At 73.9% G+C, this 14,942-nt stretch carries 13 protein-coding genes, 1 pseudogene and 1 riboswitch; of the genes and pseudogenes, 7 read left to right on the forward strand and 7 right to left on the reverse strand.

Features of this window, described 5'->3' with window-relative positions; all coding sequences use genetic code 11:
* Window positions 1-343 precede the first annotated feature (343 nt).
* From AB0O00_RS15945 to AB0O00_RS15955, 3 genes are all read left to right on the forward strand, one after another.
* The gene (locus AB0O00_RS15945; protein WP_363652116.1) at window positions 344-1,099 is read left to right on the forward strand and encodes a HipA family kinase; all 756 of its coding nucleotides are present in this window, start codon (window positions 344-346) and stop codon (window positions 1,097-1,099) included.
* Window positions 1,096-1,482, forward strand: coding sequence for a DUF3037 domain-containing protein (locus AB0O00_RS15950; protein WP_363652118.1), 387 nt, complete (start codon window positions 1,096-1,098; stop codon window positions 1,480-1,482). Before AB0O00_RS15945 ends, AB0O00_RS15950 begins: the two co-directional genes overlap by 4 nt.
* A gap of 90 nt (window positions 1,483-1,572) precedes the next feature.
* Window positions 1,573-2,031 carry a MarR family transcriptional regulator gene (locus tag AB0O00_RS15955; protein ID WP_363652120.1) on the forward strand — a complete coding sequence of 153 codons (459 nt, stop codon included), beginning with the start codon at window positions 1,573-1,575 and terminating at the stop codon, window positions 2,029-2,031.
* Between the two features lie 18 nt (window positions 2,032-2,049).
* Here the strand turns inward: AB0O00_RS15955 and AB0O00_RS15960 are convergent, their stop codons facing one another.
* Window positions 2,050-4,200, reverse strand: coding sequence for an ATP-binding domain-containing protein (locus AB0O00_RS15960; protein WP_363652122.1), 2,151 nt, complete (start codon window positions 4,198-4,200; stop codon window positions 2,050-2,052).
* Window positions 4,201-4,309: 109 nt separating this feature from the next.
* Between AB0O00_RS15960 and purB the strand changes: the two genes are divergently transcribed.
* Window positions 4,310-5,749, forward strand: a complete 1,440-nt coding sequence (gene purB, locus AB0O00_RS15965) for an adenylosuccinate lyase (RefSeq protein ID WP_363652124.1) — start codon at window positions 4,310-4,312, stop codon at window positions 5,747-5,749.
* A 7-nt stretch (window positions 5,750-5,756) separates the two neighbouring features.
* On the opposite strand, the gene AB0O00_RS15970 is transcribed toward purB, so the two are convergent.
* On the reverse strand, window positions 5,757-7,289 hold the full coding sequence (locus AB0O00_RS15970; RefSeq protein ID WP_363652126.1) for an MFS transporter: 1,533 nt from the start codon (window positions 7,287-7,289) through the stop codon (window positions 5,757-5,759).
* Between the two features lie 311 nt (window positions 7,290-7,600).
* Window positions 7,601-7,780: riboswitch (cyclic di-AMP (ydaO/yuaA leader) on the forward strand.
* A 2-nt stretch (window positions 7,781-7,782) separates the two neighbouring features.
* On the opposite strand from AB0O00_RS15970, the gene AB0O00_RS15975 reads away from it, so the two are divergent.
* A complete protein-coding gene (locus AB0O00_RS15975) occupies window positions 7,783-8,736 on the forward strand; it encodes a LysM peptidoglycan-binding domain-containing M23 family metallopeptidase (protein ID WP_363652128.1) in 954 nt (317 codons plus the stop codon).
* Between the two features lie 195 nt (window positions 8,737-8,931).
* Here AB0O00_RS15975 and AB0O00_RS15980 read toward each other — a convergent pair whose 3' ends face one another.
* Window positions 8,932-10,437, reverse strand: coding sequence for a HAMP domain-containing sensor histidine kinase (locus AB0O00_RS15980; protein WP_363652130.1), 1,506 nt, complete (start codon window positions 10,435-10,437; stop codon window positions 8,932-8,934).
* A gap of 204 nt (window positions 10,438-10,641) precedes the next feature.
* Between AB0O00_RS15980 and AB0O00_RS15985 the strand changes: the two genes are divergently transcribed.
* Window positions 10,642-10,872 carry a hypothetical protein gene (locus AB0O00_RS15985; protein ID WP_363652132.1) on the forward strand — a complete coding sequence of 77 codons (231 nt, stop codon included), beginning with the start codon at window positions 10,642-10,644 and terminating at the stop codon, window positions 10,870-10,872.
* 7 nt (window positions 10,873-10,879) lie between these two features.
* Here AB0O00_RS15985 and AB0O00_RS15990 read toward each other — a convergent pair whose 3' ends face one another.
* The 4 genes from AB0O00_RS15990 to AB0O00_RS16005 all read right to left on the reverse strand — a co-directional run bounded on the left by AB0O00_RS15990 (window position 10,880) and on the right by AB0O00_RS16005 (window position 14,131).
* A complete protein-coding gene (locus AB0O00_RS15990; protein ID WP_363652134.1) occupies window positions 10,880-11,605 on the reverse strand; it encodes a DUF2470 domain-containing protein in 726 nt (241 codons plus the stop codon).
* A 110-nt stretch (window positions 11,606-11,715) separates the two neighbouring features.
* Entirely contained in the window at window positions 11,716-12,123 is a 408-nt protein-coding gene (locus AB0O00_RS15995; protein ID WP_363652136.1) for a RidA family protein, read from the reverse strand.
* A gap of 20 nt (window positions 12,124-12,143) precedes the next feature.
* Window positions 12,144-12,893, reverse strand: a complete 750-nt coding sequence (locus AB0O00_RS16000; protein WP_363652138.1) for an IclR family transcriptional regulator — start codon at window positions 12,891-12,893, stop codon at window positions 12,144-12,146.
* A complete protein-coding gene (locus AB0O00_RS16005; protein WP_363652140.1) occupies window positions 12,890-14,131 on the reverse strand; it encodes a sugar kinase in 1,242 nt (413 codons plus the stop codon). The genes AB0O00_RS16000 and AB0O00_RS16005 overlap by 4 nt, the downstream gene beginning before the upstream one ends.
* Before the next feature lie 208 nt (window positions 14,132-14,339).
* Here AB0O00_RS16005 and AB0O00_RS16010 point away from each other — a divergent pair.
* Window positions 14,340-14,942: pseudogene (locus tag AB0O00_RS16010) on the forward strand (amino acid deaminase); the annotation flags it as partial.

Here is a 14,942-nt window from a genome sequence, read left to right on the forward strand (position 1 = left end):
GGGGGGGGGGGGTGTGGGGGGGGGGGGGGGGGGGGGGGGGCCCCGGGGGGGGGGGCGGGGGGGGTGGCCGCTCCGGGGGCTGGATGATTTTCCGACTGCCGACTCTGTTGGGTGGGGTGTTCTCGCCGTTGGCAGTCTGAAAATCACCCGTCACGCCCCTCTCCGCGGCCACCCCCTCCGCCACCCCCTCCCGCAGCACGCCCTCTCGCCTTGGTGGGGAGGGGGTGGGTGGGTGGTGGGGGTGGGTGCATCGGTGCGGCTTGGGGAGGGGGAGGGTGCATTGGTGCGGGGTGAGGGGGTGGGTGCATTGGTGCGGGGTGGGGGCACCGATAGGGTGGTGGGTGTGCTTCCTGAGGTGACGGCGGTCCGGTATGTGACGCCATTGCGAGAAGGCGGGTCGATGCCGGGCCTGGTCGAGGCCGACGACCGGCGGCTGTATGCGCTGAAGTGGGTTGGTGCCGCGCAGGGGCGTAAGGCGCTGGTTGCGGAGGTGCTGGCCGGGGAGTTGGGGCGGCGGCTCGGGTTGCCGGTGCCGGAGCTCGTCACGGTCGACCTGGATCCGGTTCTTGCGCGCAGCGAGCCGGATCCGCAGGTTCAGGACCAGATGCGGGCCAGTGGTGGGACCAACCTCGGCATGGCGTTCGTCAGTGGGGCGCTCAACTTCGATCCGCTGTGCTTCGAGGTCGACGCGGGCCTGGCCGGGCGGGTGCTCTGGTTCGACGCGCTCATCGGCAACGTGGACCGGTCGTGGCGGAATCCGAATTTGTTGGTTGCCACCGGCGGGCTGCGGCTGATCGACCACGGTGCGAGCCTGATCTTCCACCACAACTGGGCGGGCGCCGCGGCGTGGATCCGCCGTCCGTATGACGCCTCGGACCACGCGCTGCTGCGCTCCGGGCCGGACCTCGTGGCCGCGGACAAGGACCTCGCGCCGCTCGCCGAGGCGGCGATCGAGCAGGCCGTGGCGCGGATCCCGGACGTCTGGCTGGTGGACGAGCCGGGCTTCGACTCGCCGGACGCGGTGCGTGCCGCGTACCGCACCCAGCTGACCGCTCGACTGGCCGGTCCGCGCGACTGGCTGCCGGAGGTGCCCGCGTGACCGTCGAGCTGCATGACTACGAGTACGCCGTGATCCGCGCGGTGCCGCGGGTCGAGCGTGGCGAGTGCGTCAACGTCGGCGTGCTGCTGTACTGCCGGCAGAACGCGCACCTGGCCGCGCGGACGCACCTGGACCAGGCGCGGTTGCTGGCGCTGGACCCGGTGGCGGACGTGCACGGGGTGCGGCGGGCGCTGTACGGGATCGAGGCGGTCTGCGCGGGCGGTTCGCAGGCCGGTCCGGCGGCGTCGGACACTCCGGGGCAGCGCTTCCGCTGGCTGACGGCGCCGCGCAGTGCGATCGTCCAGCCGGGCCCGGTGCACACCGGGCTGACCGCGGACCCGGAGGCGGAGCTGCGGCGACTGTTCGATCAGCTGGTGCTTTGATCATGGGGGGATACGCCGGGCGGTTGATTCCGTGACGGTTGCCGTGGTCAAAGCTTGAGTTGCTGAAGCACTCGGCCGTACCCTGGTCCCATGGGTTCGACAGCGACGACGACCGTACCGACCAACGCCGAGCTGATGGAAGTGTTGGCCGCCATCGGCGCCGCGTACTTCCAGGACTTCGCGGCGGCCGCGGCCCGGCACGGGCTCTCCTCCTCCCAGGCCAAGGCGCTCGGCGCCGTCCAGGAGCCGGTGCCGATGCGCGCGCTGGCCGGGCGGCTGGGCTGTGACGCCTCCAACGTCACCGGGATCGTCGACCGGCTGGAGTCGCTCGGGCTCGCCCACCGCGAGGCGGCGGCGGGCGACCGGCGGGTGAAGATCGTCGTGATCACGGAACAGGGCCGGGACATCCTGACCCGCATCCGCGGCGAGATGGCGCGCACCCACCAGGCCTTCGAGGCGATGACGGACGAGCAGCGCATCGCGCTGCACTCGATCTGCTCGCAGGTGCTGCCGGTGCTGGCCGGTCGGACGGGCGGCGCCGCCCAGTAGCGCCGCCCGTCCCCGTGGTCACAGGGCCGCGGCGATCGCCTCCGGGAGTGGGGCGTGGTGGAGCAGGGTCAGGCCGCGGGTCGCGCGGGTGAGCGCCACGTAGAGGTCCCGGCCGGACTGCGCGAGGATCGCGGCGGGTTCGATCACGATGATGGTGTCGAACTCCAAGCCCTTGGCCGAGGCGACTGTCAGCGCGCCGAGTTCGCCCGCCAGGCCGTCCGGCGCGATCACGCCGACCGTGCCCGGGGTGGCGGGCAGGCGGGCGAGCGCGGCGGCCCAGTCGGCGTCCGGGACGTGGACGGCGCTCGGGCGTCCGGTGCCGGGGCGGACGGACTCCGTCGGGCGCCGGGCGGGGTCGGTGCTGCGCAGGACGGCTTCGGCGACGGCCATGATCGGTGCGGGCGTGCGGTAGTTGACCGTGAGCCGCTCCTCGCGCCGTCGGCCGGGCAGCAGCGGGTCGAGCATCTCGGCCCAACTGCGGGCGCCGGCCGGGGATCCGGTCTGGTCGAGGTCGCCAACGATGGTCAGCGAGGCGGCCGGGACGCGGCGCAGCACGGCGCGCCAGGCCATCGCGGAGAGCTCCTGCGCCTCGTCGACGACGACGTGGCCGTAGGCCCAGGTGCGGTCGGCGGCGGCGCGTTCGGCGGTGGAGCGGTACGGGCCGTCGTCCTGGAAGCGGCCGGCCAGCGTGGTGGCGTCGAGGAGGACGTCGTCGGTCTGGCCGGTGATGGTCAATACGCCTTCGGCGTAGGTGAGTTCAGGGGATTCCTCGGGGCTGGTGGTGGGGGAGGTTCGGGTCGGTTCGCCCAGGAGGTCGGCGGCCTCGTCCAGCAGTGGGACGTCGTCGACCGTCCACGGGTGGCCGGGCGGGCGCAGCAGGGCGTCGGCGTGGTCGGGGGCGATGTCGGCTAGCAGGGCGGGGTCGGTGAGGAGCCGTTCGATGAGCTCTTCCGGGGTGAGCAGTGGCCACAGCGGGTCGAGCTCGGCTCGGACGTCCGGGCGGTCCCACAGCTCGCGCGGGGCGTAGTGGGCCTCCTCGTCGTCGTACGGGCGGCCGAGGGTGAGCGCCTGGGAGACGGCGAGGGCGTCGAGGACGGTGCGTAGGTAGAAGGCGCGGGCCCGGTTGTGGGGGAGCCGGAGGGCTCGGGCGGTGTCGCGGGCCTCGGTGCAGGCGCGGGCGGACAGCCGCAGGCCGTCGCCCAGGTCGAGGCCGTCGGCGGGGGCGCACTGGTGGGCGGCGACGGCGCGGCGCAGGATCCCGGGCATCCACGGGCCGCCCTTGGCGACGGCGGTGGCGGGCCGGTCGGCGGTGGTGGCGGTGACGCCGGGGTGGAGTTCGCCGACGGTGCGCAGCACGACCTCGGTCTCGCCGAGGGCGGGCAGCACCTCGTCGATGTAGCGCAGGAAGCCCGCGGTGGGGCCGATGACGAGGATGCCCCGGCGTTCGAGCGCGGCGCGGTGGGTGAACAGCAGGTAGGCGGCGCGGTGCAGGGCGGTGAGGGTCTTGCCGGTGCCGGGGCCGCCCTGGACGACCAGCGCGCCGGGCAGCGGGGCGCGGATGACGCGGTCCTGCTCGGCCTGGATGGTGGCGACGGCGCCGGCCATCTTGCCGGTGCGCTCTCGGGCGAGGGCGGCGAGTAGGGCCGCCTCGCCGACGAGGGCGGGGCGCTGGTGCCCGGGGTTGGTCAGGGTGGCCAGGTCCAGGGCCTCGTCGTCCAGGCCGGTGAGGACGCGGCCGCGGGTGTGCAGGTGGCGGCGGCGGACGACCTCGCCGGGGTCGGCGGGGGTGGCGGTGTAGAAGGGCCGGGCGGCGGGGGTGCGCCAGTCGAGGAGGAGGGGTTCGTGGGCTTCGTCGGTCAGGCCGGTGCGGCCGATGTAGAGGACGGTGCCGTCGCGTCCGTCGAGCCGGCCGAAGCAGAGGCCGCGTTCGACGGCCTCCAGCTGCGCGGCCCGGCGTGCGGCCTCTCGGGCGCGCACCTCGCGTTCGATTCGCGCCTGGTGGGTGCCGCCCGCGCCGGCTCCGTCGTGGGCGTGGTCGAGGGTGCGGCGGGCCTGCTCCCGGACGGTGTCCAGGCGGGCGTAGAGCCGCGTGAGGCGGGGCTGTTCGGTGCGCAGGGCCTCGGTGAGGGCCGGGTCGGCGTGGGGCGGTTCCGCTGGAGTTCCGTGCATCGGTGTGGTATCCTTGCGGCGAGAAGGTTGTTTTCCTTTGTCTGATCCGCGTTCAATCGGCCCAGCCTACCCCATCCGCCGACGGTTGGCGTGACCTCGGCTGTTAGGCTTGCGAAGCGTGAGCGCGAAGCCCCAGATCCCCAATGTCCTGGCCTCCCGGTACGCCTCTGCGACCCTGGCCCAGCTCTGGTCCCCCGAGCACAAGGTGGTCCTCGAGCGCCACCTGTGGCTCGCCGTCCTGAAGGCCCAGCAGGACCTCGGCGTCGAGGTGCCGGCCGGCGCCGTCGCCGACTACGAGCGGGTGATCGACCAGGTCGACCTCGGCTCGATCGCCGCCCGTGAGCGGATCACCCGCCACGACGTCAAGGCCCGCATCGAGGAGTTCAGCGACCTCGCCGGGCACGAGCAGATCCACAAGGGCATGACCTCGCGGGACCTGACCGAGAACGTCGAGCAGCTGCAGGTCCGCCAGTCGCTGGAGCACGTGCGCGACCGCACGGTGGCCGTACTGGTGCGCCTGGCGAGCCTGGCCACGCAGCACTCCGAGCTGGTGATGGCCGGCCGCTCGCACAATGTCGCCGCGCAGGCCACCACGCTGGGCAAGCGCTTCGCGTCGATCGCCGACGAGCTGCTCGTCGCCTTCCGGCGCCTGGAGGAGCTGATCGCCCGCTACCCGCTGCGCGGGATCAAGGGGCCGGTCGGCACTGCGCAGGACATGCTCGACCTGCTGGGCGGGGACACCGAGAAGCTGGCCGAGCTGGAGCGCCGGGTCGCCGGGCACCTCGGCTTCGAGAACGTGCTCACCAGCGTCGGCCAGGTCTACCCGCGCTCGCTGGACTTCGAGGTGCTCACCGCCCTCGTCCAGCTGGCCGCCGCGCCGTCCAGCCTGGCCAAGACCATCCGCCTGATGGCCGGCCACGAGCTCGTCACCGAGGGCTTCAAGGAGGGCCAGGTCGGCTCCTCCGCGATGCCGCACAAGATGAACACCCGCTCCTGCGAGCGTGTCAACGGCCTGGCCGTCATCCTGCGCGGCTACGCGTCGATGACCGGCGAGCTGGCCGGCGACCAGTGGAACGAGGGCGACGTCTCCTGCTCGGTGGTGCGCCGCGTCGCGCTGCCGGACGCGTTCTTCGCCTTCGACGGCCTGCTGGAGACCTTCCTGACCGTCCTCGACGAGTTCGGCGCCTTCCCGGCCGTCGTCGAGGCCGAGCTGGACCGCTACCTGCCGTTCCTCGCCACCACCAAGGTGCTGATGGGCGCGGTGCGCGCGGGCGTCGGCCGGGAGACCGGGCACGAGGTCATCAAGGAGCACGCCGTCGCCTCCGCGCTCGCGATGCGCGCCGGTGCCCGCGAGAACGAGCTGCTGGACCGCCTGGCCGCCGACGAGCGGATCCCGCTGGACCGGGCCGCGCTGGACGCGCTGCTGGCCGACCGGCTCTCGTTCACCGGTGCGGCCGGTGCGCAGGTGGCCGAGGTCGTCCGTCAGGTCGAGGCCGTCGCCGCGGCCTACCCGGAGGCGGCCAAGTACGCTCCGGCCGACATTCTCTGACGGTGCGTTAGCTTGCCGAGGGCCCTGCTGCCGGACCGGTGGCGGGGCCCTCGTGCGTGTGGACGTGGCCGGGGTCGAGGGGCGGGGTGGTGCCGCAGCACCACTCGGTGTCCGGCTCGGCGACCGGGTGGTCCTCGGGTTCCAGCACGTTGCCGCGGATGGTGGTGAAGGCGGTGATCGCGCCCACCGTCAGGAGTCCGGCGCAGATCAGCATCGCGGTGTGGAACGCGTCGTCGACGGCGGCCGGCACCCGGTAGGCGTCGCCGCTCAGGCCGGCCAGGGCCGGGAGGGCGGCGACCGCGAGCAGGCCGGCGGCGCGGGCGGCGGCGTTGTTGACCCCGCTCGCGATGCCCGCGTGCCGCACCTCGACGGCCGCGAGGACGGTCGCCGTCAGCGGGGCGACGAGCAGCGTCATGCCGGAGCCCATCACCGCGACGGCGGGCAGGACGTCCGTCCAGTAGGAGGAGCCGGCGCCGGCGCGCAGCATCAGCAGCACCCCGGCGGCGCACAGCAGCGGGCCGATGGTGAGCGGGATCCGCGGGCCGATCCGCTTGCCGAGCCGTGCGGCGCGCGAGGACAGCGCGAGCATCAGCACGGTGATCGGGACCAGGGCCAGGCCGGACACCAGCGGCGAGAAGCGGGCGACGATCTGCAGCTGGACGACCAGCAGGAAGAACACGCCGCTGAACGCCGCGTACACGCAGAGGGTGACGAGGTTCACGGCGGTGAACAGCCGTGAGGAGAACAGGCCGAGCGGCAGCATCGGTTCGGGGGCGCGGCGTTCGACGGCGATGAAGGCCGCGCCGAGGACGAGCCCGAGCACGCCGCTGGCCCAGACGACGGGGGAGAGGCCCTCGCCGGCCGCCGTCAGCGCGTAGGTGAGGGTGCCGAGCGCGAGGGCGGCGAGCAGCGAACCGAGCACGTCGAAGCGGCCGGTGGCGCTCTCGTCCCGGCTCTCGGGAACGTAGCGGGTGGCGACCGCGATGACGGCGGCGGCGAGCGGCAGGTTGAGCAGGAAGATCCAGCGCCAGCCGGGGCCGTCCACGAGCCAGCCGCCGAGGAACGGGCCGACCGCGGCCGACACGCCGCCGAGGCCCGACCACAGGCCGACCGCGGCGGAGCGGTCGTCCGGGTGGAAGACCGCCTGGAGCATGGCGAGCGAACCGGGCGTCAGCAGCGCCCCGCCGATGCCCTGGACGGCGCGCGCGGCGATCAGCACCTGGATGTTCGGCGCGGCGGCGCAGGCCGCGGAGGCGACGGCGAACCAGACGACGCCGAGCAGGAAGACCCGGCGCCGGCCGTAGCGGTCGCCGAGCGCGCCGCCGAGCAGGATGAGCCCGGCGAGCGTCAGCAGATAGGCGTTCAGCGTCCACTGCAGGGACGCGAGGGAGGCGCCGAGGTCGGCGCCGATGCGGGGCAGGGCGACGTTGACGACGGTGCCGTCGAGCATCGCCATGCTGGATCCGAGCACGGTTGCCAGGAGTACCCAGCGCCCCTGCGCGGTGCCCAGGCGCAGGGTGCCGGCGTTGGTTGTGGCCACGGCCCGATCCTCCGCCCGGCGGGGTGGACGTGACAAGGGTCACCGGTGGTGCGTCCGGGGGTCGCGGTGGGTGGCCGTCTGGCTACTTAGGGGTGGATTGGTGGGCGGAGGGTCGTTGATCCGTTGCGGTCGGTGAATGGATTGTGCACGTACCGTGCCCTGGATCATTCGGAGCGTCATCGTGCTGGAGGGGGTTGTTGTGGCTTCAAGAGATCGACATTGCTTCACCCGGACGGATGAGTTTTAGTTCAGCGACCGACCGGCCAGCCCGGACGGATCCACCGGGTGGAACGCCGAGTCCTGCCGCTGCCCGGTGGCTCGCACTGAACTCTGTACGGCAGGAGCGGGGGACCCACAGGTAAGTCGCCGGACCGGAATTCGCGCTGTTGGCGCGGGAATCCAGGGCCGGCTTGGGGTGAAGCCGCGCATGCGGCCGGGCAACTCCAGCCCGAACCCGACAGCTCACCTCGCAGGCGTCGGAGAGGAAACTTCCATGCCTGCTCACGCTCGTCGTCGTGCCCTGCCCCGCGCCGCCCGCATCGGCATCGCGACCGCCGTCACCGGCGTCTCCTTCGCCCTCCCGCTCGTCTCCGTGCTGACCGCCCAGGCTCACACCACCGCCCCCGGCACCCCCGCCGCCCCGGTCGCCGCCGCGTCCGCCCCGGCCGCTCCGGCCGCCGCCCACGGCGACGCCGCCTACCGGGTCGTCAGTGGTGACACCCTGTCGAAGATCGCCGAGGCCAAGCGCGTCGAGGGCGGCTGGCAGGCGCTGTACGACCACAACCGCTCGGTCGTCGGCGCCGACCCGGACCTGATCTTCCCGGGTCAGTCGCTCGCGCTCGCCGCTCAGGCTGCTGCTTCGGCCGCGCCTTCTGCTCCGGCCGCTCCGGCCGCTCCGGCCCAGAAGCCTGCCGCCCCGGCCGCCAAGCCGCAGGTGCAGGTCCAGACCGAGGCCACCACCCCGAGTGCCCAGGTGCAGGTCCAGGCCACCGTGGCCCAGCCGGCCAAGGCCCCGGCCGCCGCTCCGGTCGCCGCCACCTCGGGCTACGTCGCCCCGGTCGCCAACCCGGAGCTCGGCACGGCCTACGGCGTCGCCGGCTCGATGTGGGCCTCCGGCCACCACACCGGCCAGGACTTCGTCGCCTCCACCGGCACCCCGGTGCGCGCCGTCGCCAACGGCGTCGTGGTGAAGGCTGGTTACGACGGCGCCTACGGCAACGAGGTCGAGATCCAGCTCGCCGACGGCAAGTACGCGCAGTACGCGCACCTCTCCTCGATCGGCGTGACGGTCGGCCAGTCCGTCACCGTCGGCCAGCAGCTCGGCCTGTCCGGTGCGACCGGCAACGTGACCGGCCCGCACCTGCACTTCGAGATCCGCACCGGGCCGGAGTACGGCTCGGACATCGACCCGGTCGCCTACCTCCGGGCGCACGGCGTCGCTCTCTGACCTCCCCTTCCGGGGATGACGGACCACCGCGGGTGCGGGGCGAAGAGATCAACCGGGATGGTCATGTCGGGTGACCGCTCGACCGGTTGATCGTCGCACCGGCGGACATGGGCGCGGGACACGCCCAGACCGGCCCGGCTCACGCCCACCTCGTGTGCCGGGCCGGTCGCTGTCGTTGGGGGCGCTGTCGTGGCCTCAGCTTTGGCTCGCGGGTGGGGGTGTCTCGGGCGGGGGCGTGGCCGCGCCCGGCAGTCGGACGGTCGCGGCGGTGCCGCCGTCCGGGCCGGCGGGTGCGAGGGTGACCTCGCCGCCGGTGGCGCGGACGGTCCGGGCGACGATCGCCAACCCCAGCCCGGATCCGGGCAGTTGGCGGGCGGAGGGCGAGCGCCAGAAGCGGTCGAAGACGTGCGGGAGGTCCTCGGCGGCGATGCCGGGGCCCTGGTCGCGGACGGTGAGTTCGCCGTTCGCGAGGGAGACGTCGATCCGTCCGCCGGGCGGGCTGAACTTCACCGCGTTGTCGAGCAGGTTGATCACGGCGCGTTCGAGCGCGTGCGGGTCGGCGCGGACGTACCAGGGGGCCAGGTCGGCGCCGAACGCGAGGGCGGGGCCGCGCAGTTCGGCCCGTTCGACGGCGCGGGCGGCGATGTCGTGCAGGGCGACGACGGGCAGCGGCTTGGCATCGCGGGACTCGGCGGGGCGGGAGAGTTCGAGCAAGTCGCCGATGAGGGTGGAGAGTTCCGTCATCTGGGCCTTCATGTTGCCGAGCATCCGGGTGAGCGTCGCGGCGGGCAGCGGGCGGCCGGTCTCCTGGCTGCGGATCAGCAGGTCGACGTTGGTGCGCATCGAGGCCAGCGGGGTGCGCAGTTCGTGTCCGGCGTCGGCGATGAGCCGGGCCTGGCTGTCCAGCGAGCCGGCGAGGGCGGTGCTCATCGCGTTGAAGGCCTCGCCGAAGCGGGCGATCTCGTCGTGGCCGGACACCTCGATCGTCATGCCCGGCTCCTGGGTGCGGGCGATGTGCTGGGCCGCGCGGGTGAGGCGGTCGACCGGGCGCAGGGCGGTGCGGGCGATCCACAGGGCGCCCGCGGCGGCGAGCGCGATGACGACCGCTGCCGCGCCGGCGGTGATCAGGGCGAGTTCGGTGAGCGCGTCCTGCACCGGTTCGAGCGGCTGGGAGATCGCCACGGCGGCGGTGGGGCCGGTCCCGCCGCTCCCGCCGTAGCCGACGGGGCCGATGCTGACCACATAGACGCGCACTGGGGTGCCGTCGGCGGTCCGGCCGTCGCGGAACAGCGAGGCGGCGTGCGGTCCGGTGCTCCCGCTGCCCGCGATCGGGAGGTCCTCCGGGGCGACGGTCACGGCGCGGGGGTCGTTCGGCGGGCACGAGGTGCCGTCGGCGACGATCACCGTGGGGATGCTGCCGCCCTTGGGCATCCAGGGCTGCCCGGCCGTGCCGTGGCACAGGTCGGCGAGGGACTTGAGCTGCGGTCCGCTCGGCGGCCGCTTCCCCGGTGTCCACGCGTGGGACAGCGTCCGGTCGACCTGGTTGACCATCTCGTTGCGCGCGACGAACCAGCCGGCCACCGCGCAGGCCACGACTGCCAGCGACACCGCGGCCGCGGTGAACAGCGCGAGCCGGCCCCGGAGCGTCATCCGGCCGAACCACCGGGCCGCGCCCGGCCTTTCCTTGCCCTTCGCCGTCATGGCTCCACATCCCCCGGGTACGCGTCCTTCGTCGGACCACGATCCACCGCGACCGTGAGACCTCCATGAGAGCCAGCTGACGTGGAGATCAAGAGAAGGCCGTGTGGAGCGGCGGGAGTGGTCGTTCGTTGACGATTTGTTCGGTGTGCGGGCCTTCGGCGTGCTGCGATGGCGCCGGGCGGATGTGGCGGGCGCGGCGGATGGGTGCGACGGGCGGAGGAGGCCGGATGGCGGTCCAGAGCGGCGAGCGGGTGGCGGACGGCGGCCGCGGCGGCCGCGGCGGCCGGCACGCTGCTGTTCCGGCTGATCCCGTACTTGATGATCGGTGCCTTCGGCGGCGGGATCGCGCTGGCGCTCGTCATGCGGTGGCGGCGGCCGGAGCTGTACGCGCGGATGGGGCGGATCGTGTTGGAGGATGCGGCGGAGCGCAGTTGACGGTTCGTCAGTGATGGCGGGCGGGCAGCGCGTTCTGGGCGGCGGCCAGCAGGTCGTGCATGCGGTGGCCGAAGTCCTCGGTGTCGGCCGCGGGTTCGGGGAAGACCAGGCGGACGTCGCGGTGGCCGTGCGGGTGGTCCAGGCGCAGCACGAGGCCGTAGCGGTCGAGGGCGAGCGGGCGGACGGCGGGGCGGCCGGCGAGCAGGGCGGGGTCGAGCAGGCGGGTGAGGACGGCGAGCGCGTCGGCGTGGTCGTCGGCGAGGTGGGTGAGCAGGCCGGCCTCGGTGCGGGCGAGCGGGTCCGGGGCGACGAGGGCGAGTTCGGCGGCGGTGACGGCGCCGGTGCCGTACGGGGTGGACAGGACGGCGTGGGCGACGTCGACGCGCAGGTGGACGCTGAGGCCGTCGTCGGCGAGGTGGGCCAGGCGCAGCCGGCCGGCCAGCGAGAGGCGGGCTCGGACGCGGTCGCGGACGGCGACGGGGGAGACGTCGGTGACGTCCAGGACGACGGCGAGGCCGTCCGGGGCGTCGACGGCGGCGAGGGTCAGCGGGGCGTCGATGGGGGCGCGCAGTCGCAGCCGGGAGCCGTGGACGGCGATCGGGCTGTCGAGGTCGTGGTGCTCGCCGAGGGCGCGGACGGTGAGTGACGGGGTGGCGGTGAGCAGGCTGTGGACCCGCTCCGCGGTGGTGGGCTCGGCGACCTCGTCGGTGGGGTGCTGGCGCGCGGCGGCCATGGCGGACCTCCTGTTGGTTAGGTGAGCCTAACCTAAGGGCGGCGGGCGCCGGTGGCAAGCGGGCCCGGACGCTTCGCGCGTCCGGGCCCGGTGACCACTTTCGTGTCGCGTCAGGAGACGACGGCCAGTGCGTCGATCTCGACCAGCATCGGCTCCTGCGGCAGCTCGACGAAGACCGTGGTGCGGCAGGGCTTCACGCCGCCGGGCTTGATGTTCTCCTCGATGAACTCCCCGTAGACCTCGTTCATCAGCGGGAAGTCGGCGCGCTTGGTGAGGTAGACGCGGAACATCACGACGTCCTCGACGCTCGCGCCGCCGGCCTCGACGATCGCCTTGACGTTCTCCAGCGTCCGCCGGGTCTGCGCCTTCACGTCGCCGTGGTGCAAGTACTCGCCGGTGGCCGGGTCCTGCGGGCCCTGGCCGGAGACCTGCAGGATCGGGCCCTTGCGGACGCCCTGGGAGAACAGCCAGGCCGGGGCGGGCGCGCCGTCGGTGCGGATCTCGGTCTTGTCGCTCATGGGTTCCTTCTGATGATCTGTCAGTTATGGTCAGGGCGGCCGCAGTCGGCCGAAATGGCGCGGGTGGTGGCGAGCAACTGCGGGAGCAGGTCCAGTACTTGCTCGTACGGGAGGAGGACGTCCGGCACCGAGATCGACGCGGCGGCGACGACCCGGCCGCTGGCGTCCCGGACCGGCGCGGCCACGCAGTTGATGAAGGCCTCGTGCTCGGCGTGGTCCTGCGCCCAGCCCTGCGCGGCCACCTTCTCCAGCTCGGCGAGCAGCGCCTCGGGCGTGGTGACGGTGTTGGCCGTGTGCGGCGTGAAGTCGATGCCCGCCACGACCCGGCGCCGCTCGGGCAGCGGCAGGTCGGCGAGCAGCACCTTGGAGACGGCGGCGCTGTGCAGTGCCGCGCGCAGACCGATCCGGGAGTACATCCTGACCGGGTGGCGGGAGTCGAACTTGTCGATGTAGACGACCTCGCCGCCCTCGTACGCGGCCAGGTGCACGGTCTGGCCGGTGGCGGCGTTCAGCTCGGCCAGGTGCGGGGCGGCGATGCGGCGGATGCCGCGCTGCTCCAGGGCGAGGCCGGACAGGGCGAACAGGCCGGCGCCCAGGTGGTAGCGGTAGGCGGCGTCGCGGTAGACGAACCGTTCCGCTTCGAGGCTCTGGAGCAGGCGCAGCACGGTCGTCTTGTGCACGCCGAGCACCTCGGCCAGCTGGTCGAGGGAGCGCTCGCCCTCGCCGAGCTCGGCGAGGATGCGCAGGGCGCGGCTGACGGTCTGGCTCATCGTGCTCCGCTCGGGGTGGTCCGGCCCGGGCTGTGGTCGGTCCGGCTCTGGCTCTGGCTGGTCCGGCTCTGCCTGGTGCCGCTCTGGTTGGTGCGGCTCTGGCTGGTGCCGCTCTGGTTGGTGTGGCTCTGGATGGTGCGGCGTGCCCGGGAGTCGAGTGCGGGGCTGCTGATGTCGGACGCCGTCACGCGGGTGGCGGCCCAGGCGGCGGGGGTGGCGTCGAGCAGGGCGGCGACGACGGGTGCGGGCGGCAGGTCGGCCTGGTCGCCGTGGGCGGTGAGGGCGCAGGCGGCGCTCAGGTGGCCGAGGCGCAGCCGGCGGCGCTGGTCCAGGCCGCGGAGGGTGCCGGCGAGGTAGCCGGCCGCGAAGGCGTCGCCCGCGCCGGTGGCCTCGACGACCTCGACGACGAGGGCGGGTTCGCTGACGGCGGTGCCGTCGCGGTTGAGTGCGGTGACCGCCTGAGCGGCGTCCTTGACGACGATGGTGGCGGGGGACGGGAATCGGCGGCGCAGCCCGGCCGGGTCGCCGGTGCCGAAGGCGGCCTCGGCTTCGTCGGCGCCGAGCAGCAGCACGTCGGCGGCGTCGAGGAGGGGCGGCAGGACGGCGGGGTCGCGGTCGCGCCAGAGTGCGGGCCGCCAGTTGAGGTCGAAGCTGACCAGGCGGGCGGGGTGGGCCGGGCTGCTCGGGTCGTTCGGCCGGCGGTCGGCGAGCAGCGCGCGCAGGAGGGCGAGGCAGTCGTCGGAGAGCGCGGCCGTGATGCCGGACAGGTGCAGCAGCCGGGCGCCGGCCAGCAGGCGGGCGGCCGTCGGGTCGTCCAGCAGGGCGGGGGAGAGCGCGGCGGCGGCCGAGCCCCGGCGGTGGTAGTGCAGGCGGCTGCGGCCGGGCCCGAGGTCGTGGTGGTGGCCGGTGGATCCGCCGACTTCCTTGAGGTAGAGGCCCGTTGGGCGGTGCGGGTCCACCGCGACGGCCGAGACGTCGACCCCGCGGGCGGCCACCTCGGCGAGCAGGCGGCGGCCGAAACCGTCGTCGCCGACCCGGCTGATCCACGCGGTGGGCACGCCGAGCGCGGCCAGGACACCGGCGACGTTGGACTCCGCGCCGCCGACGGACAGCCGGAAGGTGTCCACCGCCTCCAGCGGGCCCGGACGGTCCGGCAGCAGGACGGCCATCGACTCGCCCACGCACACGGCGGCCGGCGGGCCGGGGCGCGCCGGGGCCGGGGTGTCCTCTCGCGGCATCTGCTGGGCTCCTCGTCCGAACGTGGTCCGGGTCGGTTGAGCGGTGTCCGGGTCGGTTGGGCGTTGCCGGGGTCGGTGGAACGTGGTCCGGGTCGGTTGGGCGTGGCCCGGTTCCGTTGACCGTGGTCCGGCGCCGATGCTAGAACCGTGATGCCAGCATGTGCAACCCTCGTTGCGCATGTTGCAACTTGGCTGATGGAGGAAGACGGTGGAGCAGACCTTCGCACGCGGCGCTTTCGCAAGCGGCGGCACCGGGCCGGGCATCGACCCCGCCGCGGTCGCGGCCCTCGCCGACGAGGTGCTGGACTGGCGGTTCAAGGCCGTCCCGGCCGACGGCCACGGCCGCACCGTCCGGGACTGGCTGGCCGGCGGGCCCACCCTGAGCGGCCTCGGCACCCCGCTGCTCACCCTCGACGCCGGCGCGCTCGACCACAACCTGCGCACCATGGCCGACTGGTGCGCCAAGGCCGGCGGCGCCCTCGCCCCGCACGGCAAGACCACCATGGCGCCCGCCCTCTGGCAGGCCCAGCTGGACGCGGGCAGCCACGGCATCACCCTCGCCAACCTGCCCCAGGTCCGCGTCGCCCGCGCCTTCGGCGTGCAGCGGATCCTGCTCGCCAACACGCTGCTCGACCCGGCCGGTCTGCGCTGGCTCGCCGCCGAGCTCGACGCCGACCCGGACTTCGGCTTCGTCTCCTGGGTGGACGGCGTCGAGAGCGTCCTGCTGATGGACGAGGCACTGCGCGCCGCAGGGGCCGGGCGGCCGGTCGAGGTGCTCATCGAGCTCGGCGGTCCGGGCGGACGGACCGGA

It is taken from the genome of Kitasatospora sp. NPDC093558 (genome assembly GCF_040683475.1).
Taxonomy (GTDB): Bacteria; Actinomycetota; Actinomycetes; order Streptomycetales; family Streptomycetaceae; genus Kitasatospora.

What these genes read in the sequence shown, in the direction of transcription:
- AB0O00_RS15955 (WP_363652120.1), top strand. Translation starts at nt 1,573, where the DNA reads ATGGGTTCGACAGCGACGACGACCGTACCGACCAACGCCGAGCTGATG.
- AB0O00_RS15960 (WP_363652122.1), bottom strand. Translation starts at nt 4,200, where the DNA reads ATGCACGGAACTCCAGCGGAACCGCCCCACGCCGACCCGGCCCTCACC.
- AB0O00_RS15975 (WP_363652128.1), top strand. Translation starts at nt 7,783, where the DNA reads ATGCCTGCTCACGCTCGTCGTCGTGCCCTGCCCCGCGCCGCCCGCATC.
- AB0O00_RS15980 (WP_363652130.1), bottom strand. Translation starts at nt 10,437, where the DNA reads ATGACGGCGAAGGGCAAGGAAAGGCCGGGCGCGGCCCGGTGGTTCGGC.
- AB0O00_RS15990 (WP_363652134.1), bottom strand. Translation starts at nt 11,605, where the DNA reads ATGGCCGCCGCGCGCCAGCACCCCACCGACGAGGTCGCCGAGCCCACC.
- AB0O00_RS15995 (WP_363652136.1), bottom strand. Translation starts at nt 12,123, where the DNA reads ATGAGCGACAAGACCGAGATCCGCACCGACGGCGCGCCCGCCCCGGCC.
- AB0O00_RS16000 (WP_363652138.1), bottom strand. Translation starts at nt 12,893, where the DNA reads ATGAGCCAGACCGTCAGCCGCGCCCTGCGCATCCTCGCCGAGCTCGGC.
- AB0O00_RS16005 (WP_363652140.1), bottom strand. Translation starts at nt 14,131, where the DNA reads ATGCCGCGAGAGGACACCCCGGCCCCGGCGCGCCCCGGCCCGCCGGCC.